This is a genomic window from Longimicrobiales bacterium, from assembly GCA_028823235.1.
Lineage (GTDB): Bacteria > Gemmatimonadota > Gemmatimonadetes > Longimicrobiales > Gaopeijiaceae > UBA2589.
Genome location: JAPKBW010000001.1, coordinates 166,259 through 192,830 on the forward strand (window position 1 = coordinate 166,259; position 26,572 = coordinate 192,830).

25 protein-coding genes are annotated in these 26,572 nt (G+C 62.0%); 9 read left to right on the plus strand and 16 right to left on the minus strand.

All coding sequences use genetic code 11. From position 1 onward, the window contains the following. Positions 1-113: 113 nt before the first annotated feature. Together OSA81_00620 and OSA81_00625 are read left to right on the plus strand one after the other, a co-directional pair. Entirely contained in the window at positions 114-1,766 is a 1,653-nt protein-coding gene (locus OSA81_00620; GenBank protein MDE0897494.1) for a DUF885 family protein, read from the plus strand. A 112-nt stretch (positions 1,767-1,878) separates the two neighbouring features. Continuing rightward, entirely contained in the window at positions 1,879-2,346 is a 468-nt protein-coding gene (locus tag OSA81_00625; protein MDE0897495.1) for a MaoC family dehydratase, read from the plus strand. Between the two features lie 158 nt (positions 2,347-2,504). Here the strand turns inward: OSA81_00625 and OSA81_00630 are convergent, their stop codons facing one another. Together OSA81_00630 and OSA81_00635 are read right to left on the minus strand one after the other, a co-directional pair. Then, positions 2,505-3,500 carry a hypothetical protein gene (locus tag OSA81_00630; GenBank protein ID MDE0897496.1) on the minus strand — a complete coding sequence of 332 codons (996 nt, stop codon included), beginning with the start codon at positions 3,498-3,500 and terminating at the stop codon, positions 2,505-2,507. After that, positions 3,497-4,900 (minus strand): cytochrome c, encoded by a 1,404-nt coding sequence (locus OSA81_00635; GenBank protein MDE0897497.1) that lies wholly within the window; start codon positions 4,898-4,900, stop codon positions 3,497-3,499. The genes OSA81_00630 and OSA81_00635 overlap by 4 nt, the downstream gene beginning before the upstream one ends. Positions 4,901-5,088: 188 nt before the next feature. Here OSA81_00635 and OSA81_00640 point away from each other — a divergent pair, with 188 nt between their 5' ends. The 5 genes from OSA81_00640 (at position 5,089) to OSA81_00660 (ending at position 10,551) form a co-directional block, all read left to right on the plus strand. After that, complete coding sequence (locus OSA81_00640; GenBank protein MDE0897498.1) at positions 5,089-6,471, plus strand: M24 family metallopeptidase; 1,383 nt, start codon at positions 5,089-5,091, stop codon at positions 6,469-6,471. Between the two features lie 270 nt (positions 6,472-6,741). Beyond that, positions 6,742-7,017 carry a hypothetical protein gene (locus OSA81_00645; protein MDE0897499.1) on the plus strand — a complete coding sequence of 92 codons (276 nt, stop codon included), beginning with the start codon at positions 6,742-6,744 and terminating at the stop codon, positions 7,015-7,017. Positions 7,018-7,288: 271 nt separating this feature from the next. After that, the gene (gene msrB, locus OSA81_00650; protein ID MDE0897500.1) at positions 7,289-7,747 is read left to right on the plus strand and encodes a peptide-methionine (R)-S-oxide reductase MsrB; all 459 of its coding nucleotides are present in this window, start codon (positions 7,289-7,291) and stop codon (positions 7,745-7,747) included. Between the two features lie 29 nt (positions 7,748-7,776). After that, complete coding sequence (locus OSA81_00655; GenBank protein ID MDE0897501.1) at positions 7,777-9,261, plus strand: YdiU family protein; 1,485 nt, start codon at positions 7,777-7,779, stop codon at positions 9,259-9,261. A 459-nt stretch (positions 9,262-9,720) separates the two neighbouring features. Then, the gene (locus OSA81_00660) at positions 9,721-10,551 is read left to right on the plus strand and encodes a DUF1028 domain-containing protein (GenBank protein ID MDE0897502.1); all 831 of its coding nucleotides are present in this window, start codon (positions 9,721-9,723) and stop codon (positions 10,549-10,551) included. Between the two features lie 35 nt (positions 10,552-10,586). On the opposite strand, the gene OSA81_00665 is transcribed toward OSA81_00660, so the two are convergent. The 14 genes from OSA81_00665 to OSA81_00730 form a co-directional block, all read right to left on the minus strand. Then, positions 10,587-11,978, minus strand: coding sequence for a M20/M25/M40 family metallo-hydrolase (locus OSA81_00665; protein MDE0897503.1), 1,392 nt, complete (start codon positions 11,976-11,978; stop codon positions 10,587-10,589). Then, positions 11,945-12,655 carry an SDR family NAD(P)-dependent oxidoreductase gene (locus OSA81_00670; GenBank protein ID MDE0897504.1) on the minus strand — a complete coding sequence of 237 codons (711 nt, stop codon included), beginning with the start codon at positions 12,653-12,655 and terminating at the stop codon, positions 11,945-11,947. Before OSA81_00670 ends, OSA81_00665 begins: the two co-directional genes overlap by 34 nt. Beyond that, entirely contained in the window at positions 12,642-13,721 is a 1,080-nt protein-coding gene (locus tag OSA81_00675) for a Gfo/Idh/MocA family oxidoreductase (protein ID MDE0897505.1), read from the minus strand. Before OSA81_00675 ends, OSA81_00670 begins: the two co-directional genes overlap by 14 nt. 84 nt (positions 13,722-13,805) lie before the next feature. After that, positions 13,806-14,717: an ABC transporter permease gene (locus tag OSA81_00680; GenBank protein MDE0897506.1), complete on the minus strand. Its 912-nt coding sequence runs from the start codon at positions 14,715-14,717 to the stop codon at positions 13,806-13,808. Next, positions 14,714-15,703: an ABC transporter permease gene (locus OSA81_00685; protein MDE0897507.1), complete on the minus strand. Its 990-nt coding sequence runs from the start codon at positions 15,701-15,703 to the stop codon at positions 14,714-14,716. Before OSA81_00685 ends, OSA81_00680 begins: the two co-directional genes overlap by 4 nt. A 33-nt stretch (positions 15,704-15,736) precedes the next feature. Next, positions 15,737-17,296 carry an ABC transporter substrate-binding protein gene (locus OSA81_00690; protein MDE0897508.1) on the minus strand — a complete coding sequence of 520 codons (1,560 nt, stop codon included), beginning with the start codon at positions 17,294-17,296 and terminating at the stop codon, positions 15,737-15,739. A 7-nt stretch (positions 17,297-17,303) separates the two neighbouring features. Further along, a complete protein-coding gene (locus OSA81_00695; protein ID MDE0897509.1) occupies positions 17,304-18,323 on the minus strand; it encodes a Gfo/Idh/MocA family oxidoreductase in 1,020 nt (339 codons plus the stop codon). Continuing rightward, positions 18,320-19,228 carry an NAD(P)-dependent oxidoreductase gene (locus tag OSA81_00700; protein ID MDE0897510.1) on the minus strand — a complete coding sequence of 303 codons (909 nt, stop codon included), beginning with the start codon at positions 19,226-19,228 and terminating at the stop codon, positions 18,320-18,322. The genes OSA81_00695 and OSA81_00700 overlap by 4 nt, the downstream gene beginning before the upstream one ends. Then, on the minus strand, positions 19,225-19,884 hold the full coding sequence (locus OSA81_00705) for a GntR family transcriptional regulator (protein MDE0897511.1): 660 nt from the start codon (positions 19,882-19,884) through the stop codon (positions 19,225-19,227). Before OSA81_00705 ends, OSA81_00700 begins: the two co-directional genes overlap by 4 nt. 25 nt (positions 19,885-19,909) lie before the next feature. Further along, complete coding sequence (locus OSA81_00710; protein MDE0897512.1) at positions 19,910-20,410, minus strand: ureidoglycolate lyase; 501 nt, start codon at positions 20,408-20,410, stop codon at positions 19,910-19,912. Further along, the gene (locus OSA81_00715) at positions 20,407-21,339 is read right to left on the minus strand and encodes a polysaccharide deacetylase family protein (GenBank protein MDE0897513.1); all 933 of its coding nucleotides are present in this window, start codon (positions 21,337-21,339) and stop codon (positions 20,407-20,409) included. The genes OSA81_00710 and OSA81_00715 overlap by 4 nt, the downstream gene beginning before the upstream one ends. A gap of 1 nt (position 21,340) precedes the next feature. Next, on the minus strand, positions 21,341-21,820 hold the full coding sequence (locus OSA81_00720; GenBank protein MDE0897514.1) for a VOC family protein: 480 nt from the start codon (positions 21,818-21,820) through the stop codon (positions 21,341-21,343). Positions 21,821-21,916: 96 nt separating this feature from the next. Then, positions 21,917-23,119 carry a pyridoxal phosphate-dependent aminotransferase gene (locus OSA81_00725; protein ID MDE0897515.1) on the minus strand — a complete coding sequence of 401 codons (1,203 nt, stop codon included), beginning with the start codon at positions 23,117-23,119 and terminating at the stop codon, positions 21,917-21,919. Further along, positions 23,109-24,629, minus strand: a complete 1,521-nt coding sequence (locus tag OSA81_00730; GenBank protein ID MDE0897516.1) for a carboxypeptidase M32 — start codon at positions 24,627-24,629, stop codon at positions 23,109-23,111. The genes OSA81_00725 and OSA81_00730 overlap by 11 nt, the downstream gene beginning before the upstream one ends. A 179-nt stretch (positions 24,630-24,808) precedes the next feature. Here OSA81_00730 and OSA81_00735 point away from each other — a divergent pair, with 179 nt between their 5' ends. Together OSA81_00735 and OSA81_00740 are read left to right on the plus strand one after the other, a co-directional pair. Next, entirely contained in the window at positions 24,809-25,678 is an 870-nt protein-coding gene (locus OSA81_00735; GenBank protein ID MDE0897517.1) for a DUF4438 domain-containing protein, read from the plus strand. After that, the gene (locus tag OSA81_00740) at positions 25,675-26,565 is read left to right on the plus strand and encodes a DUF4438 domain-containing protein (protein ID MDE0897518.1); all 891 of its coding nucleotides are present in this window, start codon (positions 25,675-25,677) and stop codon (positions 26,563-26,565) included. Before OSA81_00735 ends, OSA81_00740 begins: the two co-directional genes overlap by 4 nt. Positions 26,566-26,572: the final 7 nt, after the last annotated feature.

The following is a 26,572-nucleotide window of genomic DNA, read 5'->3' on the forward strand; positions in this document are numbered from 1 at the left end:
AATGACCAGAGCGGGGTGCTCGCAATCTCCGGCACATCCGCACTCGATTTGCCCGAGCGGTACTTCGGCACCATCGTCGCGATCCATACCGACCTCGTATCTGGACCCGCCTCATGCGCCGCACAATCTCGGCTCTCGTCACCGCAATCACGGTCACCGTTCCAGTCGGCCTCTCTGCACAGTCATCCTGGTCTGATCTGACGACCCTGTTCAGCGAGTGGCGCGACTTCGAGCGGAGTGACTTCGTCGATGGCGTCCCGGACTACAGACCTCCTGCAATGGCACGACAGCAGGAGGAGCTTCGGACATGGAAAGACCGCCTCTGGGCCTTCGACATCGACGGTTGGCCCATCGAACAGCAGATCGACTGGCATCTCGTGCGAGCGGAGATGAACGGGCTCGACTTCGATCACAAAATCCGACGTCCCTGGGCCCGGGACCCAGCGTTCTATGTGATGATGTACACGTCCGAGAGCGACGTGCCCGCGCATGAGGGCCCTGTCATGCACGGGTGGGTCGACACATGGACGTACACCTACCCGCTCTCCTCGGCTGATGCCGCTGAGCTCGCTGAACGATTCGCCACGATTCCGTCTGTACTCGACCAGGCCCGAGCCAACCTGGGCGGCAGCAACGCTCGCGACCTTTGGCATGCCGGCATTCGCTCCTTCCGTGGGCAGGCTAGCGACCTCCGTGCATACCGAGCGCAGGTTGCAGGTACGAGTGCGGATCTGGATCGCGCTCTCGAGCGGGCAGCACAGGCATCGGATGACTTCGCCGCGTGGGTGGAGGCAGAACTTCCTGGAAAGACAGGCCTTTCTGGTGTCGGCCGAGAGGCGTACACGTGGTACATGCATAACGTCCACCTCTCGCCGTTTTCGTGGGAGGAACAGGTGACGCTCATCCGCCGCGAGCTCGCGCGTGCCCATGCGTCGCTACGACTGGAAGAGAACCGGAACCGCAACCTCCCTCAGCTCAAACGCATCGGGAGCGCTGAGGAGTACGATCGACGACTCACCGAGTCGGTCGATCGGTACATGGCGTTTCTTGAACGCGAGAACGTCGAGACGGTTGAAGATTGGATGGCCGCAGCTCTGCGCGCCTCCAACGGTTCATTCTCACCCGCTGCACCAGGAGAGATCCGCAATTTCTTTCTGGAGGTCATCTACCGGGATCCGGACGCCTTCCGACCCCACATGCACCACTGGCTCGAGCTGGCCCGCAAGATCGAAGACCCGCACCCGAGCCCCGTCCGTGCGACCGCGCTCCTGTCCAACATTTACGACCACCGCTCGGAAGGCCTCGCGACCGGCGTAGAAGAAATGTTCATGCATATGGGCCTTCTCGACGAGAACTCGCCACGGGCACGTGAGCTGGTCTGGATCATGCTGGCCCAGCGGGCTGCGCGTGCGACCTCCGGCCTCATGATGAACGCCAACGAATTCGGCATGGAGGAGGCCGTCGCTTTCGCGTACAAATGGACGCCACGTGGGTGGCTACCCGACGGCGAGCTTATGCGCGGCGAACAGCAGTTGTATCTCCGCCAGCCCGGCTACGGAACAAGCTATGTGGCGGGTAAAATTCAGATTGAGGAGCTGCTGGCTGAGGAAGCGCTTCAGGAGGGTGACGATTTCACGGTCGGGCGCTTCTTCGACGACTTCTATGCTGCGGGCATCATTCCCACGGTGTTGGTTCGATGGGAGATGACGGGTGAGAAGGACTCGATTCTCGATATTGATGAGGTCCAGGAGGCGCCTTGGCGGTAGAGAGTCCGCAGGTCCTTCATGGCCTTGTCGCGATGCCCGGGACGCTCCCGGAAGGCCGCGAAGCACTTCAATGGGCCGCTACCGAGCAGCGACGGCTCTCTGGTGTGGTGTCATGACACCCCCCAGTGTCGAGGAGGTCAAGCGGATCCTCGGGCCAGATCCGCTGATCTCCGACTGGATCGACGTCCAGCATACGGACATGACCGGGTTTGCCCGAGTGACGCACGATGAGGACTGGATCCACACCGACCCCGTGCGCGCGCGTGCAGCGGGATTCGATGGTACGATCGCGTTCGGCTTCTGGACGCTTTCACTGCTGACCCAGTTCCTCCGTGATGCTTTGGAGGCAGAGTACCCGGCCGACGCGGACCTCGGGTTGAACTACGGACTGGACCGGGTGCGTTTCCTAGCGCCGGTGCCGGTTGGAGGTCGTGTCCGCGGTCACATCACCGTGACCGAGGTGCGAGAAAAGAAACCGGGCCGACTGCTCGTTTCGATCCACTGCGAAGTAGAGATCGAGGACCACGAAAGCCTAGCAATGGTCGCAGACTGGCTGATCCTGCTGGTGTATCACGAGTAACGGTCTACGCCCCAACTCTCCCATCGCCCCATACCGTCGTGCCCTGCTGGACCTCTTCCTCATCCGACTCCGATTGAGATGCGCAGCAGGCAGCATGTCTGCGATATTGCGCACAATATACGCCAATCGGCCCTAGTAGTTTGAGAGAGCCCCCAGCGTTACTCCGAAGCCACCGCCGACACTACGACTGTGATGTCCTGGTCGTGGTAAAGCGCTCCGTCGTCACCCCTGGCCCGCAAGATGTACGTCCCCGGCATATCGAAGATCACGGAGGTATGCCAGACACCGTCCTCCGGGACAGCTGGGCGAGTCCAGAGCGGAGCCCAAGGTGAGTTGGAACCGTTCCGCGTGTCTTCCCAGGTTTTCACCTGCGGTGGATCGAACTCCGGGGTGGCCTCACCCTCGGCGCGGTATACGAACCACGCGACGTGATGCCAGACGACCTTTTGGACCGTAATCCGAGTCGGAGGACGAAGCTGTCCCGCACTAAGCGCCGGAGGGCCTTCCATCTTGGCGAGGGCAGCAGCAGCACGCTCCTGGCGTGCCTCCCAGTTCTCGATCGCCTCCTCCAGGCCGTCGTCCGTCATGCGGACTGCGAGTTCGAGCGACTGACCGACCAAAACCTGATACTCGGTGCCGCCTTCCACGGTAATCTCGGGCACGTTATTCGCTCGGGTCTTAGCGTTACTGGCGCCGACTCCCAGAGCACCGGTCTCTGACGCAACCACGATATTGTCGATGACCTGATCGATACCCATGGTCCCGTAAGCGTACTGAGTTTTCCCGGCTGAGGTGAGCGTCCAGACAATCTCCTCATCCTCTCCGAGGTCGGCAGGCACCGGAACCGTAAAGACGAAACGGTTGCGGCGTGGTCGAAAGTGTGTGGGTTGGCCCTGATCAGCCGCGATTGGTGAGAAAAAGTTGTCCTCACCGACAGAGACGTCGACCTCCTCCTGCCAGTTCCGGTTCATGTAACCGAACACCATGGATTTCGAGCCGTCTTCGTGCTGGATCCACCCCTCGTACGCCGGGGCAACGTCCTGCCCTCTCTGGTACGCGATCTGACCGTCGAGCGCGGCGCCATCGGCCAACGTGATGCCGGCCGCAATCGAAAAGGCCGTGCTGAGGCGGGCCAAGGTCAAACCGTGTTTCATCGACCACCTGCCGGTATGACCGAACAGAGCGGACACCCAATCACATGATCGTTGGGGCCGAGATCAAGACGTTCACGGCGCTCGGCCATCGCAGCTTCGAACTGCTCCTGTGACATGGACAACCTCATGCCGAGATCGATGAACATGTTGGCGACCGATCTGTTGCCGGAGCCCTGCCAGTTCCGCGGGTCGGGGATGTTGAAGTTCTCTTCGGTGTTGTTCATGTAGCCGGTGATGTGAAGCACTGTGCCGGCCGGAAGGAGTGGCTGATAGTTCTCCTCAAACGTGTAGGTGCGCACCCAGTTGTGGTCGTACCCAACGCAGGAAAGCGTCTCAACGTTGAAGCCCCAGATCGCCTCGAGGCACATGCGGTCGCCCGGGGCGTGCAGGTGCGGCTCGAAGGAAACGACCTTGGTCGGTGTCCGGAGGACGGTGTACGCGTGCAGCTCCTGGTCCTTCTCCCCGGCCTGGATGTCAATGTCAGACCCGTTACCGAGGCCGAGAATCGACTCGCGATAGGTTGGCTCGTACCCCTCCGGGTGGAAGGTGAAGCCGAACTGAAGCCTCGCCCGCGTATCGAGACCGTTCGAATGCAGGTGTGTCGAGTTGGACACGAGCTTGGAACCCGTGCGCAGAAGTCGGCCGGCATCCTGGTCAAAGACGTCACCGTTACGCCCGACTTCGTGGACCGGCCACACCGTCCGACGACCCTCGCCTTCCTCGTTGAGCGTGCTCCACACCATGTGATGAATCACGAACCGGCCGCCCACGGTCTCGCGCCCGTTGCCTTCCGATGGCACGTCATTGATTTCCCTGATCTCGACGGATTTTACATACCGGTCCTCGAGAATCGGAATGTCGATCGGCGCGATGTCACCCCACCAGTCGGGCTCACCGGCCTCAACTAGAAACTCGTCGGTCGTCACGACCACGTCCGGCTCGCCGAGTGTCCAGGCGCCCGAATCGTCGAACTCGAGCGGAGCGGGCATGTCGGCCGGGTCCCCTTCCGGGGCACCGCTGCTGGCCCAGTCAGCGATCATTGCAATCTCATCATCGGTCAGCGACGGATCATTCTTGAAGTGCTGAATCCCGATGTCCTTCTCGACGTACCACGGAGGCATGGTGCCCATGCGGTCGCGAATGGCCGTGCGTCGGGCGATTCGCCCCGCATACCGCCGCGCATCCTCGTACCGGACGAGCGACATCGGCGCGACGCCGTTCGGACGGTGACAGTTCACGCAGCTGTTCTGGAAAATTGGCGCGATATCGCGACTGAACGTCACATCGTTAGGCTCACCACCTTCCTGAGCGGCAGCCGGCGTAGCAGCACAGGCTGCCAGCATGGCCACCGCGGCGGTGGTCCCAGTAGTCGATAGGCGTGGCATTGTGAACTTGGACATGAGATCCTTTGGCAATTTCGAGCGAAACGCAGGGCACGCGGACAAGGGCAAGGCTTCGAGCTTCCGCGGGCCAGAATGGAACAGCTAACAGGTTAGGCCCTGCCCTGATGGGATGACAAGCACCGACAAAGCATACGGTTGATGACAGCCCACTTCTTGCCCCATCTCGACCCCACTCGGATGTTGGCGTGATTAGACTGTACAGCGCCCAAATTCGCTCAGAGACATTTGCTATGATCCGCATTCGCACGCTGCCGGCAATTCTTCTTGCTTTCGCCGCTGCCTCGCCCGCATCAGCACAGCTTCCCCGCGCCGAACAGACACGGCCCGACAACGTCGTTTTGAGTCACCGGCAGGAGGACCCGCTCATAAGAGAGAGGCTCGCCGAGCGGTTCGACGACTTGCTACCCGAGTTGATGCGCCGCGAGGGCTTCGACATGTGGCTGGTGATCACTAGGGAGTACAACTCCGACCCGGTGTTTCGCTCGATGGCCCCGCTCACCACGTACTCGTCGCGGCGGCGGACGATTCTCATGTTCCACGATCTCGGTCCCGAGCAGGGAGTCGAGCGCATCAGCGTTGGGCGAGCCGATTACCAAGGAACGTTCGAGCTCTACCGAACGCACAACGACTCGCAGTACGTAAGCCTGGCACGCCTGATCGAGGAGCGTGATCCACAGAAAATCGGTATCAATGTGTCCGATCGGTGGAATCATGCGGACGGGCTCACGCACAACGAATACCTACGTCTCGAAGATGCGCTCAGCGAGACGTACGTCGACCGACTCGAGTCTGCTGAGATGCTGGCCGTGGGATGGCTCGAGTCGAAGCTCGCCCGCGAGACAGATCAGTACCGGAGCGTCATGCGTGTGGCCCATCAGGTCATCGCCGAGGCGTTCTCCAATGATGTCATCATTCCCGGAGTGACAACGAACCAGGACGTGGTCTGGTGGATGCGTCAGCGAGTGGCCGAACTCGGCCTCGGCCAGTGGTTCCAGCCATCGGTCAACGTTCAGCGCCGCGGTGGCATCCCGGATGCTGGTCCGCACGGAACGGTGATCGAGCGCGGAGACATGTTGCATACGGACTTCGGCATCATCGGGCTGGGCTTCTCGACCGATACGCAGCACAACGCCTACGTCCTGCTACCCGGCGAGACCGACGCACCAAACGGACTCAAGGTGGGGCTCGCCAAGGCGAACCGCCTGCAGGACCTGACGATGCTGAACGGACCGATTGGATCCACCGGGAACGAAGCGCTCGCGGGCGCACTCGCCCAGGCCCGGGAAGAAGGCATCACCGCCACCATCTACTGCCATGCGATCGGGTATCACGGGCACGGAGCCGGGCCGCCGATCGGGATGACCGACTACCAGACGGGTGTGCCCGTCCGTGGCGACTACCAGCTCCGTCCCAACACCTGGCATTCGATCGAGTTGAACGCTCGCGTTGCCGTTCCGGAGTGGGATGGCCAAGAGGTGCGGTTTGCTCTGGAAGAAGATGCGGCGCTACTCGACGATGGATGGGACTGGATCGACGGGAGGCAGACGAGCTTCTACCTCATTCGGTAGCGGGGCTGGGCTGGGCGGGGCGGGCGCGGGCAAGTGATCCGACTCGGCCGCAGCGGGCCTCAACACTCCTTCTGAGACCGACGGGCAACAGTGCTCGCGGGACTTGCGCGAACAGCTATTTCGCCGCGATGGGCGCCCACGCGCCTCATCGCGCAGGGCTCGTTTGGCTTTCCACGCATTCCCCAGGCACGGTACCTAGGGAATGCGAAGCCGGAGAAGGCCCGCGGTGACCTTCAACGACTGAGGTGCGAGCTCAGCCAGTCAAGCCGAGTGGACCAGGGCGTCGTTCTCGAAGCGTGTCCGCTCTCTCGCGGTGTGGGGTTCGGAATATTCCAACTGCCCGATGGGATCCCGGACAATCACATTGATTCCGTCCCACCAGCCTTCGCGGGCTTCCCGAAGCTGATCGGGACTGTGGTCGCCCCGATTTCACTCCGGGCAGGCTTCGAACAACATCCGAAACTCTCGGTGCGCACGGACGAAGTCGCGGCTCGCCTGCCGGACGTGTGCGTAGTTGGCGTCGTCCACGACGATCACGACCCTTGAGCGCAGGAGGGGCATGACGAAATGACGGCACATCGGCTGACTTCAGTAGTCGCGCGGAAGACCGCTGAGCTTCTGACCCGACTGGGCAGAGAGAGACTTCCCACCGCTCCTACACGAGGACACCGTTCCCCGAGGCTTCGGCAATCACCTCGACGATCGTGGGCAGCACGCCTGTTTGTGTCATTCTCTTACGAAGTAAGAGTGTCAGCAGAAAACTTTCCGTGATGTTCTATTGTCAGCCACATGGCTGGTGACACCAAGGATTCAGACGATGCCAAAGTACGCGAAGACCCCTGAAGCGATCTCTGCCCTGACCCCCGAGCAGTACCGTGTCACTCAGGAGAGCGGTACCGAGCAGCCCGGCACGGGAGCATACCTAGACAACAAACAGCCGGGGATCTACGTGGACATCGTTTCCGGCGAGCCTCTCTTCGCCTCGTCTGACAAGTACGAGTCCGGCTGTGGGTGGCCGAGCTTTACCAAGCCGATCGAAACGGAGCACGTGCAGGAATTGACTGACCGGACCCTCGGCAGGACCCGGACGGAAGTGCGGTCGCTCCACGGCGATAGCCACCTCGGTCACGTGTTCACGGACGGGCCCATGGATCGCGGAGGGCTGCGCTACTGCATCAACGGCGCCTCCCTGCGGTTCGTCCTCAGAGGCGATATGGAAGCTGAGGGCTACGGCGACTACCTCGGACAGGTCGAAGATCTGGGGTCGGATACCTGACCCCGCGACCGCGACCCGAGGCAGACCCAATGCATCCTCCCGTCAGCTTCGACTTTGACAACAGCTATGCCAGAGACCTCGAGGGGTTCTACGTAGCCTGGCAAGGTGAGCAGCCACCTGAACCGAAGATCATTCAGCTGAATCGCGACCTGGCTGTCGATCTGGGACTCGACCCGGACGCCCTGTCGAACGAGCAGGGTGCCAAATATTTCTCCGGAGCACTCGCACCCGAGGGGGCCCAACCGTTAGCCCAGGCCTACGCTGGTCACCAGTTCGGCAACTTCTCACCCCAACTGGGGGACGGGCGCGCGATGCTGCTGGGTGAAGTTCTCGACCGGGGCGGGAGCCGGTGGGATCTCCAGCTCAAGGGGTCGGGACGCACGCCGTTCTCGCGAGGCGGCGATGGCAAAGCCGTCCTGGGCCCCGTACTTCGAGAGTATCTGATGGGCGAGGCCATGCATGCCCTGGGTATTCCGACTACACGTGCACTCGCTGCAGTGACCACCGGCGACACGGTCATGCGCCAAGAGGGCCCTCAACCGGGGGCGATCCTCGCCCGGATCGCCTCGAGTCATTTGCGTGTCGGGACGTTTGAGTTCTTCGCTGCCAGGAAGGAGACTGCCCGAGTCCAGCAGCTCGCCGACTATGCAATCTTGCGTCACTTCCCGGAGTTGGCGGACTCTGAGAATCGCTACCTAGGACTGCTACGTGCGGTACGGGACCGACAAGCTACTCTGGTCGCCCAATGGCTGTCCGTTGGTTTCGTGCACGGAGTGATGAACACGGACAACACCACCATCTCCGGTGAAACGCTCGACTATGGGCCGTGCGCGTTCATGGACAGCTATGATCCCGGAGCCGTCTTCAGCTCGATCGACCGTCAGGGTCGATATGCGTACGGAAACCAGCCGGCCATCACGCAATGGAACCTGGCTCGGCTAGCCGAGACCCTGCTCGAGTTGATCGACCCGGAGGACACAGACAATGCCGTGCGACTGGCCACGATTGAGCTCGATGCATTCCCAACGGTCTATCAAGACGCATGGCTAGCGACCATGGCCGCCAAGCTCGGACTCGTCGAGAGCGAGGCAGGTGATCTTGACCTGATCAACGACCTGCACGGCGACATGAACGGACAGAACGTCGACTTCACATTGGTGTTTCGCCGTCTGGCCGATGGCCTGCGCGGCGAGGTGGACCCCGCACGCGCCTTGTTCGACGAGCCGACGGCGCTGGATCCGTGGCTCGAACGTTGGTCAGCACGGCTGGATCGTCAGGACATCGACCTGAACACGTGCGCGGACGCGATGGACCGGGTGAACCCCGTGTACATCGCTCGGAATCACAAGGTGGAGGAAGCGCTTCAGGCAGCCGCGGAGTCGTCTGATTTTCGACCATTCGAACGGCTTCTAGCCGTGCTCGCTCAGCCATACGAGCGGGCGGCTGGGCAGGAAGCCTTCGAAGGACCAGCACCAGCCGATTTTGGTCCGTACACGACCTTCTGTGGCACCTGAGGGAAAGGACCGCGCCAGGCGCAATCACGGCGGCACCCTGGAGTGGGCCCTCCCGCCCTGTCTCCTGACAGCGGTTGGGGGGCATACACATCGGACAAGTCTGGGCGGACCGTAGCCTACGTTCGATCGTTTCCAGACGCTGGGGCCGGCAAGAAGTACATCTCCGCCTCTGGTGGCGACAACCCGACCTGGCCGCCCGATCTACGCGGTCAGCACCGATGAGCAGAGGTTCGTAATGCGGCAGTGGGATTCTTCTACAGGCCCCCCGGAGCTGGTGCCGGTCCGGAACTGATTCGAAGAGCTTCGAGGGCTGGTGCCTCGATAGCCCCCTGCGTCACCGGTTCGCACAGCTGAACGCGAGTAGCGGGGCCCGACCCGACTCTCTAGAATCTGCGGATCTGCTAGCTGCCTGGTAGTTCCGACTCCGAGAACCATCATGACCCTTCGTCCATACGGCACGTGAAAAATTCACTTCCGGTCCTGCTGCTGACTCTCGCCAGCTGCCAAGTGGCTCCCGAGTACCCGACGACGCTCGACATGACCACCTGGTCGGTAGCCGCCATCGATCCCGAGACGGGAGATGTCGGCGTCGCCGGGGCTTCGTGCGTCGCGACACACGCCGATGCGCTCGCAGCGCTCGTGCCCGGAAAAGGGGCTGCTGCCACGCAGGCGGGCTTTGACATCAACAATCGGAACGTCGTCTACCAGGCACTTCAGGAAGGGCTCACCGCGGAGGAGATCGTGAAGCGCGTTACCGATCCTGCGGTGGACAGCCTGACCAGTCGCCGGCAGTACGGCGTGGTCACTCTGAACGACGGCGCGGTGCATGTAGCCGGGTTCACGGCGCCGGAGCGTCGCGGAGTCACGGGCGAGCCCGACCCCACCAGGTGGGCCGGCGTCATGGGTGACCCCAAATGGGGGGTCACCGTCCAAGGCAATACGCTCGTGAACGAGCGAGTCGTGGCCGATGGACTGGAAGCCTTCCGCTGGGAGGATCCGACCGGCTTCAACACGCTGTCCGACCGACTCATGCGTGCGCTCGAGGCGGGATCCGTCGCAGGTGGTGATGTCCGCTGCAATAACGAGACGACACGTCAGACCGCAGCCCTGGCGTTCATCGTCGTGGCGCGAGGGACCGACCCACCCTACGCGACCGAGAGCATCGGAATGAGCGATCAGGGCACGGACGCCGCACCGTGGCTGGCGATTTCCGTGGCTGTCGAGCGCGGAGGTGACAATCCCCTGCTCGAGCTCAGACTGCGATACGACCAGTGGCGGCGCGGGAGCTGAGCTGAGACCGGACCCCAGCTCCCGCCTTTTACCGCCTATGTCTTGCCGAACTCCTCCATGATGGCGGCTGCGTATTTGATCCCCTGGAGGTACTTGTCCACGTGAATGTTCTCGTCCGGCGCATGGAGGTTCGCGCCCGGGTTGGCGAAACCGGTGAGGACGCACGGAATCCACACATGCCGCAGGATCGCACCCTCGGCGGACACGCCATTCACGACGGGTAGCTCGCCGTAGACCTCAGTGGCGGCGGCGATGATCGCTTGGCTGATGTCTTCTTTCACCGAAATTTTGTACGGGGGCTCAGCACCATCGAAAGCCTCTACCTCGATATGGCCGAAACCGTGCTTTTCGAGGTGCGCTTTCAGTTTCCTGATCGCATCGACAGGCTGAATGTTCGGGATCAACCTGAAGTCCATTCGGACCCTGGCTTCGTTAGGGATGATTGTCTTCCTCCCCTGGCCGGTGTAGCCAGCGATCATCCCCTGGATGTTCGCGGTCGGTTCGTACGTCCGTGCACGGATCGCATCGACGCCGTCGCGGCCGAGAGCAAACTCGGAGATGCCCCACTCCTCCTTTAGCGCGTTCAGGTCGACCCGAGCCGCCTTGTCGGCCAGCTGCTCTTCGTCATCCGGACCGAGTTGCCAAATACCCTCTTCCCAGTCTTCGATGAGGATCCGGCGATTCCGATCGAGGATCGTGTTCAGCGCCCATATGAGTTCCCAAACGGGCGACTCGACCAACGGGAAGTTCAGCGAGTGCACATCCGTGTTCGCACCGCGTGCGATGAGCTCGACGAATAGCACGGACTTGAGGCCCAGTGAGACGTCCGGGACCTCGGTCCCGGTCTCCATTGACCCGTCGAGACAGTGCATCCCGTCAGCCTTGAGAAGCTCTTCGTTCTTAGCAGCCCAGGCCGCGAGGTTCGGCGAGCCAATCTCCTCTTCGCCTTCGATGAGGAACTTGAGGTTCACCGGCACCTCTCCTCGCACCTGCAGGAATGCCTTCGCGGCCTTCTGGAAGGCCAGCACCCCTGACTTGTTGTCCGTGGACCCCCGCCCGTACAGAACCCCATCGACGATATCGCCAGACCACGGGCCGCCGTGGCTCCACTCGTCGAGTGGCTCGGGTGGCTGCACGTCATAGTGTGAGTAGCACAGGATGGTTTTTGCCGGCTTCGTTGCCTCGAGGTGACCGAAGACGACCGGGGGGCCCTCTTCCAACTCGTGGAAGTCAGCTGGAAGTCCGTCATCGTGCATCATGTCGCGAACGATGGCGGCACACTCCCGTAGTCCCACGCCCTGAGCAGAGATCGAGGGCTGCTGGACCAGGCGCTGCAGGTCTCCCACACACTCGTCGGCGTTGGCATCGATCCAGTCGTAGATGTCCTGCATGCTCATGAAGCGGATTCCTGCTGGGAGAGGGCCCATGCGTCGAGTCGTTGACCTGACAAGTGCATGGGACAGGTCGCGAGGTGCGCGAATGCTGGCGCGAGAAGAATTGGATCTACCCACTTCTCGCGAAGCTCGGGCGGGTAGGTGGTCTCAGACATGGGCGTGTGCATGAACATCCCCGGCGTGATAGTCACGGAAAGGATACCGGCCGACGCACCTTCCAGAGCCAGGGATTTCGAAAAGCCCTCCAAGGCATGCTTCGCCGCGCAGTAGCCGGCCTCTTCCGCGAACCCTTCAATCCCCGAACGAGACGAGACAAACACGAGGCTGCCGCCGCGGTCTTTCATGCCCGACCACACGGCCTTGGTCAGCTGGAAGGCTGCCTGGATTCCCACATTGAGCGTCGCCTGAAAAGCGTCGAGACTCACATCGTCGAGCGGTGCCATCCGGAGGATCGCGGCGTTGTGGATGAGCGTATCCACCGGACCCGTCACGACCGCATCAATGGCCTGTCGTGTTGCCTTAGCATCGGAGAGGTCGACGACAGCGGTCAAAGCTCCCGGGCAAAGCGCCGCGATTTCAGCGAGCCCCTCCGCGTCGCGGTCCAGAAGAATCAGCCGCGCTCCAAGTCCGTGAAGGTGCCGGGCTATGGCAGCACCGAGCCCCTGGGCCGCGCCCGTGATGAGAATGCACTGCCCCTCAACCGCCGGCATGGACTTCCTCCGGCCGAACCGATCGTCGCTCCGCACCCGAGACCTTCACCGCATCGAGGACCATCTGATTGGCGAGTCCATCTGCGAACGTCGCCCCTCGGGGTGTCCTCCCCTCGCGAATCGCCGCTGCGAACTCCTGCAGCAGGGCTACGACAGACACGTTCCAGATGCCTTTGTTGACCCCCGGCAGGTCAGCGTTTGGGTCCAGGACCGTGATGTCTTCGAAGTCCTCACCCGCCCGCGCGAAGCAAAGCTTCTCATCATCGTTGGAAAGGGTGATGGTCCCCCGCGAACCAAAGATGCGAGTCGCGTTCCCCATGCCGTGAGCCGCGACTCCGGACATGAACACCTGCACGACTGCCCCAGAAGCCATCTCCAGGGTGAAGAAAGCGACGTCGTCCGCTGTAGCGGTCCAGGCATTGCCCGTAGACTTGTCTGTCCTGTCCGGCACCATGACCGGCGCAGCTCCGCTGACCCAGGCCACCTCACCGAGCCACCAGCGCAGGAGGTCCACCTGGTGGCTGCCGTTCGCACCGAGTCGTCCCCCGCCCTGCTCTGCGAGGCTCCACCAGTCCCCCTCGGGACGGCTGGCAGGGTCGCCCCACGTCGTTCCAACGTTGGAAATATCTGCGTGCCGGATTTCGCCCAGAGCTCCCTCCGCAATCAGCTCCGCGATGCGCATGCGGTTCGGATTAAAGCGGAGTTCATGGTCGATCATATGAATCCGCCCGGTCGCCTCAGCCGCCTGGAGCATGCTGGCAGCCTCTCCCGCATTCATTGCGGTCGGCTTCTCGCAGAGGACGTGAGCGCCCGCGGCGATCGCGGCCAGCGCTTGGGCCTCGTGCAGGACCGTGGGAGTCGCGATGCAGACCAGATCGAACGAGTGAGATGCCAGCATGGCTTCCCAGTCGTCGTAAGCGTGCGGCACACCGAATTCGGCAGCAGCAGCCTGAGCGCTCTCCATGCGCGCTGACGCCAGCGCCACAACCTCCGCCTCAGGCACGTGGCGAAGAGCCGGCAGGTATGCCGCCTTCGCGAAGCTCGCGCCGATGATCCCAACCTTCATTTGCTTCTCCTCAAGTGATGGGAGCGCCGGTGATGGTATCGCCAGACAGAACGGCCATACCGAAGCGGCATCCCTTACAAATCGTCAAGTGCGTTCCCGCAGTCGTGGGTCCAGGAAGTCCCGAAGCCAGTCTCCGAGGATGTTGAAGCTCAGTACCGTCAGGACGATAGCCACGCCCGGGAAGACCGCGAGCCACCACTTGTTCGCAATGAGCGAGTCTCGACTCTCGGCCAGCATGCTGCCCCACGTGGGGACCGACGGCGGCACGCCGAGGCCGAGAAAAGAAAGGGCTGCCTCGGAGAGGATCACCGACGCCACGTTGAACGACGCGATCACGGTGAGCGGAGCCAAGATGTTCGGGAGGATCGTCCGAAAGATGATCGACAGCGTGCTGTCACCCAGCGCACGCGCTGCTTCCACGAACTCCTTCTCGCGGAGGGAAAGCGTATCAGCACGCACAATACGCGCATACGTGACCCACTGACCCACGCCGAGTACGAGAACCAGGTTCCAGACCCCGGACCCCATAACGACCAGAAACATGATAGCCAGCAAAATGAACGGGAATGCGAGTTGGATATCTCCCAGGCGCATGATGACGTCATCAACCCACCCCCCGAAATACCCTGAAACGAGTCCTGCCGTGATCCCGATGCTTCCCCCCACCGTGATGCTGGCGATCCCGACCGTAAGCGAGATACGGGCGCCATAGAGCAGCCGGGAAAAGACGTCGCGCCCCAGGGCATCGGACCCGAGAAGGAATACGGTGCCGTCCGGACCCGCAGAAAGCGGCTCAGCCAGGCGGAGTGCAAGGTTCTGCCGATTCGGATCGAACGGCGACAGCAGGGGGCCGAAGATCGCCGCAAATGCCGCGACTGCGAGAATGATCACGGCCAGAACGGGCCAACGGGCATCTGCCATCACTCGGATGGCTCGTCGGAACTCCCGCCTGAGTTCGCTGTCCCGAGCGGGTGTGGCGGTGGGCAGATCGGTCATCCTCCGCCTCCAGTCAGCTTCACACGGGGGTCGAGGCGCACATAAACGAGGTCAACGACGAGGTTGAGCATGACGAAGATCCCGGCAAGGAGAATGACGCCGGCCTGTACCAGCGGAATATCTCGCTGGTTAATCGCCGCGAAGAGGAGGCGGCCGATCCCCGGGTAGCTGAACACCGTCTCCACCACGACAACGCCCCCCAGCAGAAAACCGAACTCGAGCCCGATAATCGTCACCACGGGCAACCACGCGTTTCGCAGGGCGTGGTGCACCAGGACTCGTAGTTCCGGCAGCCCCTTGGAGCGAGCGGTCCGAACGTAGTCCTGCTCGAGAACCTCGAGCAGCGACGAACGAACGAGTCGAGTATTCCTTGCCAGGGAGTACGTTCCCACGGCGATCCCAGGCAAGATCAGGTGATAAATCGTCCGGGGGAGGTTCGAGAACGCCGTTCCGAAATCACCATTCAGCAACGGTGTAAGGAAGGGCACATGGCCAGAAATGGGGAACCAGCGCGTGTAGAGTCCGAAAAAAAGGATCATCATGATCCCTAGCCAGAAATTCGGAATCGACTGACCCAGCATGGCGAAGGTCGTGACGGACCCGTCCCACGCCGTCCCTCGATTGATGGCTGCGAGGACGCCCAGGGGGATTGCCAGCATGAGTGCGAGTACCAGAGCGAATACCGTCAACTCGATCGTAGCCGGGAGCGCGTCGAGGACGATCTCCATGGCCGGCTGCCTGTACGAGAGCGACTGCCCGAAATCACCCTGAACCAGGTCGCCGACAAACCCCAGGTACTGCTCATGAAGGGGCCGATCGAAGCCAAGGGCCCGACGGGTCGCCTCGATCTCCTCGGTGGAAGCCCGTTCGCTGACATAGAGGTAGGTCGGATCTCCGCCGGCCTGAAGCGCCAAGAAGCTCACCAGCGTGACGCCGATGACGACCACGATGCTCTGGAGCAACCTCCTCAGGATGTAAGATCCCATTACGCCAGTCCTCCGGTCAGGACGCCATCGGGATCACTTCAGCCCGGCCTCGAATACGTACACTCTCTCGTCACGGCGAGCGTCCCAGGTGATACGGTTCGACACGCCGTAAAAGTCCGGCTGGAAATACAGGTGCAGCCAAGGCCCATCGTCGTAGAAAACCTGGAGCATCTCATCAATGATGGTACGGGTCTCCTCAGGAGTCGTGGCCGCGGCCAGATCGGGCCAGCGCCGGAACCAGCGGTCGTCACTCCAGTGGGTGTAGTTCGTGCCCGAGTCCACGGCCGCCATGTCGGTCATATCGTAGATCGGACTCCAGAGGCCTCCGCCAGTTCCGAGGAAGAAGAGGGGACCCATGCTGCGCTCCCTGAGGAGTGGCGTGTAGACGGAAGCCCACTCGAGAAGCTCCACCTCGACGTCGAGCCCCACGTCCTGCAAGTACTGACTGATTGCGAGGACAACGTTCACGTCGTTTACGTACCGTCCGCGCCCCGCCTGGAGTCGGATAGAGAACCGGTTGCCATCGTCTCCCCGGGGGTGGCCCGCCTCATCGAGAAGCCGCTCTGCCGTGTCCGGATCGTACGGATACGGCGTCAGGTTCATTTTACCGTTCGGCGGATTCACAGGGCCGGTCGCACGGTCACACTCGACACTCAGGAGTTGCTCGCAAATGGTGGGGACGTCCACCGCGTACTGGAGCGCGCGCCGCACACGGGCATCCTGGATCTCCTCTCCACCCGGCATCTGTCGCGAAGCTTCCGAGAGGCTGAAGCCCAGATACATCCGTCGTGTCCCAGACACCACACGGACTTCAGCACGACCCGACCCATCGATCGCCTCGATCTGTTCCGGCACCACGTTGGTGATGATGTCCACATTTCCGGCGACGAGTTCCGCAGTGCGAGTCGAGGCCTCCGGAATGATTCGCCACACAATTCGCTGAAAATTTCCGGGCTCCCGCACCTTCTCGAGCACGACCTCGGACCCGCGGGTCCAAGACGTCAGGCGGTATGAGCCCGATCCGATCGGGTTGGACGCCGCCTCATCCAGGGTCATCTGCTCATAGCTGTCCTTGCAGTGAACGTAGATCTCGGTGAGCAGCCCAAACGCGATCGGGTTCTTTCTGGCGATGTTGATCTGCACCCGGAGGTCATCGAGCGCCACAGCATTCTGGAACCCGACAGAGGTGTAGACAAAGCCAGGAGCGTTCCCAGTGAAGCGATTCTCCGGGTCCCGGATCCTGTTGAACGTGTAGGCCACGTCCTCGGCGGTCAGGGCCTCGCCATCGTGGCAGGTCATGCCCTCGTTGAGAGTGTAGATATAGCCCGTGCCGTCTTCCGTGATCTCCAGCGTGTGGGCGAGATCGGGGATGGGTTCTCCAGCGGCACTCAGAGTGAAAAGGCTGCCAAAGATGTGCTCGGCGATATTCGAATTATCTCGACTCGAGATCATTCCCGGTTCGAAGGTCGTGATATCGGCGCTGAGTCCCACGATTATGGTGTCGTCAGCTCGCTCAGCGCACCCGGTGGCGACCAGGATTGCGCCAAACAGCCCAGCTAATGCGGTCCGGGCGGCGTTGGTTCGAAGATTCATCGGCGGGTCATCCTCCTTGCTCGTTGAGACTCACGGTGCCTTCGCCCTCGGAAGACCGTATGCACGCCTCCACCATTCGAAGGGAATTCAGGTGGTCAGTGCCGGGACACGGCAGCGGGGTGCCGTCCTTCAGGTGGCTCACGAAGTCGACGAGAAAGGCGCGGGCATCGTCGACCCATGGTTCGTCGTCGGGAAGGTCGACCGGCGTAAGCTCCGGGTCGTCACGGAATGCGTAGCTCAGCGCCCCGAACATCTCCCCCTGCACCGCAATGCCTCGCTGGCACTCGGTGCGCCAATCAAAACCCATCTGCTGCCAGTTCCCTGCCCATGTGCCCTGGTATGTCACTTCGATGCCCCCACTGAAGGTGATGAGCGCACCGACGTTGGCATCACCGCCATACATGGACCACGACGGGTTGAACGTCCGGGCGGAAATGGCGACCGGCTCCGCGTCGTAGACAAAGCGCATGAGGTCGAAGTGATGGATCGACTGCTCCCACAGCATGGGCTGTGACATGGAGAGGGGGTACTTGTTCAGACGTGGCATGCGTCCGTCACGCCACCTTTCATATGTGAAGCGCCCGAACTCCGGCGGGCCCAGCCGATCGGGAGAAAAAAGCTCCTTTAGCGCCTGGGTCACCCCGAGGTAACGGAAGTTGAGTCCAACCGCGAGCGGGACTCCTGCCACCGCAGCTGCGGTCACATGGGACTGTGCGTCGGCAACCGTGTCCGCCAAAGGCTTCTCGGCCAGAATTGCCAATCGCGCAGCACAGGCTGCGGCAACCTGAGAATGCCGTCCACCCGGTGGAGTGCACAAAAGGGCGACATCCGCGTCGACCTCGGCCGCGACCTCTTCCAGGGAAGCTCCTCCAACCGTGCCGGGGACCGCGGCCACCGCCATCGAGAGTCGCTCCGGGTCGGTCTCGACCAGCCCTACGATGAGACAATCCGGGTGCTCACCCAAGACCTTCTGCCAAGTTTTCGACCGGGCGCCCAGACCGACGAGAATGAAGCGGAGCGGCTTCACGCAGCAACCTCCTCGGTCAGCAGAAGTTGAAGGCCGGCGGCCGGATCCGTCCATTCGAAGTCGCGAAGAGCGGCTACATCGCTTGGGACCATGGGCGGCTTCACCTGTCCTGCCGCGGGCTGTGTGATCCTTGTCGCGGCTGGAAACACATGAGCAATCAGCTCCGCGAATTCGCTGTCCGAACATACATGAGGGCTCCCGAGGTGAATCGGGCGTCCAGCGGCCACTTCCTCCGCCAGTCTCTCGAGCGCACCAGCCAGATCCGCAGTGAACGTCCAGTCTCTCACGGGATCGTCTGATCTCACCACCAGAGGTTCACCAGCCCGGGCAGCGGCGACCCATCCGGCGACAAGCGATACCCTGAGCCGGCTGGCGATAGCCATCTCACCTGGACCGAAGAGGTATCCAAGCCGCACTACGTGGACGGCCGTGCCGTGGTCCAGTGAAGTCTGAACCAGCGATTCACCTGCAAGCTTGGCCACGGCGTATGGAGACGCTCCGGTTGGTTGATCAGCATCAGTCAATCCCCCTACTGCGTCTTCGGCAGCAAAGACGCCGGACGAGCTCACGAAGACGAAGGCGCGAGGACAAGTCCGCGTCGCGTACTCGAGCACCTTCTCCAGAGGACGAAGGTTCAATGCGAGATATCCGTCCGGAGTCACTCCCAGCGTCTCGGGGTCAGTGGTCACCCATGCCGCGTGGACGACCAGGTCCACCCCCGGAACCGCTTCAGGCACTCCTTCCATCAACTCCACGGTCACTCGACGGATCGCTTCATGCCCGGGTCGATCGTCAAAGGCTCGATCCAAGGCGATGACCTCCCAGCCGAGCTTCGCAAAGCCCAATGACAGGGCGCTTCCTGCGAAGCCCCCCGCGCCGGTGATCAGGACCCGTCTCCTTATCATTCCGGGTGCTCGGCGATGCTAGCTGGATCGAAGTCCGCGAGCGCGTTGGCATGCTCGAAAACAAGGTGCACTGCCTGCTCCATATCGCTGGTCTCAAGCGCATTCACAATGGGAGGATGCGTTCTCGCGATGTCGACCAGGTCGACCTCGCGGTCGTTCCGAAGGGACATGATCTGGTGGATACGGAGGTACAGCCCCGCCCACAGTTGAGCCAGCAATTGATGATCCGAGAGTCGGATGAGCGTTCGATGGAAGGCTTCGTCTGCCGCGATCAGGGAGTCCCGATCGTCCGCAGTTGCAGCTTCCTCCATGGCCCGGCACGGCGCCCAGAGTGATTCAACCACAGTGCCCTGATTCAAAATGCGGCGGACAGCCATCACTTCGAAGAGCTGCCGCATTTCGCAGATCTCAGCCACTTCCTGCACAGTGAGAGGCTTCACGCGCTTCCGTCGATACGCCATGGTCTCCACGAGACCATCGTTCTCGAGGTCTTGAATCGCTTCTCGGATCGGTGCGCGACTTACGCGCAACTGCTCAGCAAGCGCGGTCTCTACAAGGGGAGTTCCAGGGCGGATCTTCCCCGTGACAATCGCGGAGCGGAGACGTTCAGCTACCTGCACGCGGAGGGGCATCTGTTCGATGGGGCCGAGCGGCATGTCGGCGGTGGAGAGATCAACAGAGTCAGACAGGGGAGTCCTCCTCGGTTGTAGGCACAGCCGTCGCAGGCAAAGCGTCCACGTTCATCTCGATCGGAGCGAATACGTCGTCATCCTTCCCACCCCGCCACATCATCACGGCGAAAGTGGCCTCAGAATCGAGCACTGCAATTCCCGCGTGCCATGTCCCGGGGTGGTAAACCACGCCCAACGTGCCCGGCACGACAAACGTCAATGCCCGGCCGGGATCAGGGGCACCAGATTCGTCTGAGGGCATCACCGTTACGAGATAGCGCGACACGCCCATCGGCAGAAAGAGCTGGGCCGCGAAGGGGTGGCACTCCACCTGTTCAAGCGTGAGTGGCAGCGTCGAAGGTGAGACCCGATTCAAGTGACACTGCTGTATCCGCCCCGAGACAGGCTCCAGCCAATGCTGGAACATCAATCGCTCGCCGACCTCGGTTGGTGGCGTGAGGAACGCACCAAACGGCGCAAAGGCAGAAGGATCCGGATCCTGAGGCGTCACTGTGACGCCATCGGCTCGGGGGGAGGCACGACGGAACGCCAGTGATTGGCGAGATCTCCGCGGCGGCAAATCCAGACGTCGTCCCGGTCCATGATATGGTCCAGGAATGCATGGAGCCCCACGATCCGGGCCGGCTGTCCAAGAATTCGGGCGTGCATCCCGATGGACATCATCCGTGGATGCAAGTCTCCTTCGGCGACGAGGACCTCGAAAGCATCGATGAGGAAGTCACCGAACGCCCGCCCCGTTACGAGAGGACCTCCGACGAGCTTGGCGTCGTTGGTCACCAATGAATACGGCACCACCAAGTGGGGACGGTTCTCCACCTGTACCCAGTAAGGAAGTTCGTCGTTGTAGGCGTCACTGTCGTAGCTGAAGCCACCGTGCTCAACGAGCAGACGTCGCGTGGCCGTGGACGGTGCGTATCGACAATACCAACCCTCGGGCGAACAGCCGATCAATCGCTCGATCGTCTCGACTGCCTGGGCGATCTCTTCTCTTTCAGCCGTCTCGTCGAGCAGATAGTGCTCGATCCACCGCCTGCCATGGCACACGACGTCCCAGTCCCCCGCCGCTACCGCCTGGCGAACGACATGGGCCGCGGACGGATTCCTTTCCAGGGCCAGAGCCGAGGCGAAAATTGTCAGAGGCATTTTCCGAGTCTGAAAAAGCCGAAAGAGCCGCCAGAGCCCGACTCGGCTGCCGTACTCGAACATGCTCTCGGCTCCGAGATCCCGATCGCCCCGCGGAACCCTGGCCTGTGCGACCTCCGTGAGGGCGGCGTCGGATCGGCCGTCCCCATCTTCCAGGGAGTATTCCGAACCCTCCTCGACATTCAGTACGAAATTGACGGCCAGTCGCGCACCTCCGGGCCACCTGATATCCGGGGGGTTCTCTCCGTAACCAACGAAGTCGCGACTCGTCGACACCTCAGATCCCCTTGAAGTCTTCGTACTCTTTCAACTGATCGGGTGTGTAGACCTGCATGAATTCGATTTCGATACCGCCAGCCTCATCGTCCAAAAAGGCGACCCATCCCTCGGGATGCGGATGCGAGCCGTGTACCTGACAAGCCTGGCAAATGCGTAGCGTCGCCCCCTGTTTTTCCGCATGGGCCAGCGCCACGTCGATGTCATCCACCTCATAGCAGATGTGGTGGAGCCCTTCGGCGCCTCGCTCGTCGATCCATTTCGCGAAGCGGCCGTCCGGCACCATGGACTCGCAGAGCTGGTATTCGATTCCGCCAAGGTAGAAAAGCGCGACCCGGTTCTGTGACTTGGGATACACGTGCATCTCGGTATCGGCCGGCACGTGAAGGAAGCGGGAGTACGCATCAAGCGCCTTAGCCGCATCGCGCACGGCAAAGGCCATATGCTGGATCCCACGGACGTTCGGATTATCTGATTTCAACGGTCTGATCTCGCGCTGGTGGGGATTCTATTTCTTCCTGGCAGCCTAGTGCTGGCCACCTCTTCGGAATTCGGACTCGCGCGCCGGCGCGAACACTCATGCACCAGCCTGCTCCGTGCGGAGGGCCGCTACGACCTCGCCCATCCGGGCCAATGCCTCGTGAATGCGAGGGACATCCTGTGTCAGCGACATGCGCGCGTAGTCGTCCGTGTAGTCTCCATAGATCTTCCCCGGGAAGATCATGACCCGCCCCTCTGCGAGCAGACGCTCACAGAACGCGGTGGCTCCGACTCCGACCGCCGCGACCTTCGCGTAGACGTAGAAGGCCCCCTGGGGTTCGGCGAACGGAATGCCCAGCTCGGTCAGGCCTTCGCACAGCGCCTTTCTCCGCTCGTCGTACGTCAGGCGCATCTCCTCTACGCACTCCTGCGGTCCTGTAAGAGCTGCGAGCGCGGCGTGCTGGCCGACAGCAGAGGTCGAGATCGCAAAAGAGTGGTGGATCTCGGCCAGGGCGGGAATGAGGTCAGACGGACCCGCGAGGTATCCTACGCGCCAGCCGGTCATCGCATAGGACTTCGAGACCCCGGAGAGGGTAATCGTGCGTTCCTTCATCCCGGGGAGTGATGCGACCGGCACTGCGCGATGGCCGTCGTAGGTCATCCGGGCATAGATCTCGTCGGAAACCACGATCAGGTCGTGCTCGACCGCGACCTCGCAAATCCGGGCGACTTCAGCCGGAGGAATGACCGTGCCCGTCGGATTCCCGGGATTGATCAGGATGAGCACCTTCGAACGCGGCGTGATGTGCTCTCGAACCTGCTCCGCCGTAACCGTGAAGTGCGTCTCAGCAGACGTCCGGATATTCACGAGCGTGGCCTCAGTGAGCTCGGCCGCCTGCAGGTAGGGGTTGTAGCCCGGACACGGAATCAGCAACTCGTCTCCAGGGTCGAGCAACCCGAGCGCGATGATGAACATCGCCTGCTGCCCACCCGGAGTAACCACGATGTCCTCGGGCGCGTACTGAGCGCCGCCGTGGGAGACGATGTTGTCTGCGATCGCCTTCCGGAGCTCCGGAAGGCCGAGTGGATGCGTGTAGTGCGTCGCACCGGCGGCCAGCGCATCCTGGCCCGCCCGGACGATATGGTCTGGTGTGTCGAGGTCAGGATCACCACGCCCAAGCTTGATCACATCCGGCAGTCCCTCAGCGATATCCATCATCCGGGTGACGATGTGTTTGTCTCGCAACTTCACGCGTCGGGCGAGGCGGCTTCGGCCCTCGGTCATCGTATCAGATTCCATAAATCTCCGAGTACTTGTTACTGAGATGTTCGATGTAATAGCTGGGTTCAAGACGCTCCCCAGTGGCCTTCTCAAGGAGCTCGTCGCGCAGGTAGCGGCGGCCGTGACGATGCACGTGCTCGGTCATCCACTCGCGTAGCGGCACGTAGTTCGCCGCGGCCAGTCCTTCCTGGACCGACTCTTCTTTTGTGGCGGTGTGGAAGAGCTGTCCCGCCATCACATTCCCGATCGTGTAGTTGCAGAAGGTCCCAACCTGACCAGACGACCAGTGGACATCCTGAAGTACACCGAGACGGTCGTGCGGAACGTCCAGCCCTAGATACTCCTTCATTTTCGTGTTCCACATCTCGGGGAGGTCAGACACCGCGAGGCTGCCATCAATGAGAGCGGCCTCGATCTCTACACGAAGCATGATGTGGAAGTCGTACGTCAGTTCGTCGGACTCGACCCGGACGAGGCCAGGCTGCACCCGATTCACCGCGCGCCAGAAAGTCTCTGCATCGATTCCCGCGAGCTGATCCGGGAACGTGTCGTGCAGCTCGCCGAAGTTCAGATCCCAGAACTCCCGGCTCCGCCCGACATGGTTTTCGAAGAGTCGTGACTGACTTTCGTGGGCTCCAAAGCTGACCCCGCCGACCGCGTACAGACTGACGAGGTCCGTGGCCAAGGGCGTTCGGGTGTAGGCCGGGTCGCAGTACTGCTCGTAGAGAGCGTGTCCGGTCTCGTGGAGCGTTCCGAAGAGGCTCTTGGGCATCCACTCGTCGTTCACCCGAGTCGTGATCCGGACGTCGTTGCGTGTGAAGGAGACTTCGAATGGGTGAACGGTCAGATCCAGTCGGCCACGGTCCGTATCGTACCCAAGCTTCCTCGCCATCTTCAGGGCGAACTCAAGCTGCTTATCCACCGGGTAGGGTTGCTCGAGAAAGTCGATCCGGGGTGCTTCCTTCTCACCGATGGCCTGCACCAGCGGAAGGAGTCCCTCACGGAGGGTGGCGAACAACGGCTGCAAAGACGCTACCGTCTCGCCTGGCTCGAATCGGTACATGAGCGCGTCGTACGGATGATCCTCGTACCCGATGCACTCAGCCATCTCACGGTTCAGCGCGAGGGTCTCCTCAAGCACCGGGGCAAAGGAGGCAAAGTCGCTCTCTGCCCGGGCTTTCACCCAGACGTGCTGTCCCTTGGATCCCACCTCGGCACGCTTGTGCACCAATGCCGCCGGAATACGGAGGTGATAATCGATGGCCTCCCGTACTTGAGCGCAGATCGTCCGCTCTACGCTGTCGAGAGAGAGGGAGGCGGTCTCCGCCTCGGCCCGATCGAGGAGTCGACGCGATTCGTCCGCAACCAGGTGGTTCCGCGCCATGACGGTCAGCGTAGCCAACTGCTTGGCACGGGTGTCACCCCCGCCGGACGGCATCATGGTCCTCGCGTCCCAATTGAGCATCGATTCGGCGCAGAGGAGGTCGTTGACCTCGCCCATTCGCTCAAGGAAAGCGTTGTACCCCATAGGTTTGGACCCTTTTTCCCGGTATAAAGGTGGGTTTGCACCCACGCCTCAATCACAGTAGTCTGTATGTTGTCGACAGGCGACAAGGCAACGTGGCCCGCCTCGACCGGGGTTGTCAAGCAGGTGTTCCGGCGCCCCAAACACCCTCTCATCGTTGAATTTGGACTCCCCGGAGGCACATGGCCGACCCGCTACAGTGGAACTTCGACGACCTCGTCGAGATGGCAGTCACTGGGCAGGTGAGTCAGCCTGCCATGCGAAGGGGTGGATACGTCCATCGACCTGACGGAGTCGGTGAGGTCCTGCCCGGCATGTACGGAATCACGTACAACGCGCGGGTCGGTGACCGAGCTTTCGGCTGGGCCGGCGACCACGTGGAGCCCGGAGTCTCTATCGCGCATTCGGACGAGCGGGCGGACTTCGCCCTCCACTACCTGACGTGTATCGGAAACGAAGCCGAAGTCGTAACCGGGCTGGCCCGAGGAGCAAAAGGCGTCATCACGGGAGAACACGCCCGTCTGCTGGTGGACTTTCCGCCTGATGTCCTCGAAGAGATGACAATCGGAGATACCGTCCAGATCCGAACGCTGGGTCGAGGACTGAGACTCCAAAGCCACCCCGGCATCGAGTTCAAGAAGACGAGCCCATCTCTCGCCAAGGCTTTTGGCCTGCGGCTGAACGACGAGCAGGTGAGCTGTCCGGTGGCCATGGAGCTGCCACCCCGAATCATGGGCTCAGGAGCGGAAATCAACTCCGAGTTCGTCGATCAGGACCTCATGTCCGGTGATCGGGCCTTGATGGCCGAGCTCGGGATCGACCAGATGCGCCTGGGCGACATGATCGGCATTCGAAACGTCGACCACCGCTTCGGCCGCTCCTACCGCGAAGGCTGGGTGGCCATCTGCGTCTGCATACACGGTGACTCCGTAATGACCGGACACGGGCCTGGGATTCTGACTCTGATGACCGGACCGCCCGAACTCCTCGACTTCCATATCGACCCCACGGCGAACATCGCCCACACCCTTGGCATCCGGGGCATGGCATGACCAGGAACAACACGCTCGCCACCAACGAAGTCGACCTCGTCGCGGTGTCCGTGGCAGGTGCCGTCGCACATCCCGGCTTTCCCGGGCTGCCTGCTGAGCCTTATCGGCTCGCGGCCGACGGTACGTCCTTCCTGCTGCCCACACACGGGGGAATCGTCTACAACGTCTCGGTGGGTGATCGGGCCTTCGGATGGGCGGCTGACTGCATTCATCCTGGAGTGAGCATCGGGCAGGCCGACGACAACAAGAACCGTGGATTGAACGTGTTCGCGTGTGTCGGGAACCGGGCCAAGGTGATGACCGGTGGAGCAGCTGGGACCACAGGTGTCGTCACCGGAAAGTCCGGTCGATTCTCCGAGCAGGTGATCGTCCACCTCCCCTGTGAAGCCAGGACTCGGATGGCCGTCGGCGACCAGGTCCTGGTGCGAGCCGAAGGGGTCGGAATGACACTCACAGACCACCCCGACGTGTCCCTGAAAGGCATCGCTCCTGGGCTCCTGGCAGCGCTTCCCGCAGAGGAAGAGGATGGCCAGGTGGCCTTCGGGGTCACGGCCCAGATCCCCGCACATTTGGTGGGAGCAGGCCTCGGCCTGACATCCGAAGGCGGCAGCCTCCACATGCAGTCCACCGACCGCGAGTTGCTCGCAGAACTGGGACTCGACAGGCTGCGGCTCGGGGACCTCGTAGCCCTCGAAGACACGGACAGCCGGTACAATCACGGATACCTGCGTGGTGCACGGGCAATCGGCGTGGTCGCATCCACGGATGGTCCGCGTGCCGGTTATGGGCCCGGGATTGCCGTCTTCATGACCGCCCCGGGTGGCCAGCTTGGGAGCTTCGACGCTCCTGAGGCCAACCTCGTCGAGCTTCTGGGACTGGAAGACTGATCCTGTG

Bases quoted from the DNA above. Each gene is read 5' to 3' on its own strand.
- OSA81_00670 (MDE0897504.1), bottom strand. From the start codon at position 12,655: ATGCCGGCGGTTGAGGGGCAGTGCATTCTCATCACGGGCGCGGCCCAG.
- OSA81_00735 (MDE0897517.1), top strand. From the start codon at position 24,809: ATGGCCGACCCGCTACAGTGGAACTTCGACGACCTCGTCGAGATGGCA.
- msrB (MDE0897500.1), top strand. From the start codon at position 7,289: ATGCCAAAGTACGCGAAGACCCCTGAAGCGATCTCTGCCCTGACCCCC.
- OSA81_00680 (MDE0897506.1), bottom strand. From the start codon at position 14,717: ATGACCGATCTGCCCACCGCCACACCCGCTCGGGACAGCGAACTCAGG.
- OSA81_00705 (MDE0897511.1), bottom strand. From the start codon at position 19,884: ATGCCGCTCGGCCCCATCGAACAGATGCCCCTCCGCGTGCAGGTAGCT.
- OSA81_00675 (MDE0897505.1), bottom strand. From the start codon at position 13,721: ATGAAGGTTGGGATCATCGGCGCGAGCTTCGCGAAGGCGGCATACCTG.
- OSA81_00740 (MDE0897518.1), top strand. From the start codon at position 25,675: ATGACCAGGAACAACACGCTCGCCACCAACGAAGTCGACCTCGTCGCG.
- OSA81_00690 (MDE0897508.1), bottom strand. From the start codon at position 17,296: ATGAATCTTCGAACCAACGCCGCCCGGACCGCATTAGCTGGGCTGTTT.
- OSA81_00685 (MDE0897507.1), bottom strand. From the start codon at position 15,703: ATGGGATCTTACATCCTGAGGAGGTTGCTCCAGAGCATCGTGGTCGTC.
- OSA81_00725 (MDE0897515.1), bottom strand. From the start codon at position 23,119: ATGGAATCTGATACGATGACCGAGGGCCGAAGCCGCCTCGCCCGACGC.
- OSA81_00625 (MDE0897495.1), top strand. From the start codon at position 1,879: ATGACACCCCCCAGTGTCGAGGAGGTCAAGCGGATCCTCGGGCCAGAT.
- OSA81_00730 (MDE0897516.1), bottom strand. From the start codon at position 24,629: ATGGGGTACAACGCTTTCCTTGAGCGAATGGGCGAGGTCAACGACCTC.
- OSA81_00635 (MDE0897497.1), bottom strand. From the start codon at position 4,900: ATGTCCAAGTTCACAATGCCACGCCTATCGACTACTGGGACCACCGCC.
- OSA81_00620 (MDE0897494.1), top strand. From the start codon at position 114: ATGCGCCGCACAATCTCGGCTCTCGTCACCGCAATCACGGTCACCGTT.
- OSA81_00655 (MDE0897501.1), top strand. From the start codon at position 7,777: ATGCATCCTCCCGTCAGCTTCGACTTTGACAACAGCTATGCCAGAGAC.
- OSA81_00700 (MDE0897510.1), bottom strand. From the start codon at position 19,228: ATGATAAGGAGACGGGTCCTGATCACCGGCGCGGGGGGCTTCGCAGGA.
- OSA81_00665 (MDE0897503.1), bottom strand. From the start codon at position 11,978: ATGGGCCCTCTCCCAGCAGGAATCCGCTTCATGAGCATGCAGGACATC.
- OSA81_00630 (MDE0897496.1), bottom strand. From the start codon at position 3,500: ATGAAACACGGTTTGACCTTGGCCCGCCTCAGCACGGCCTTTTCGATT.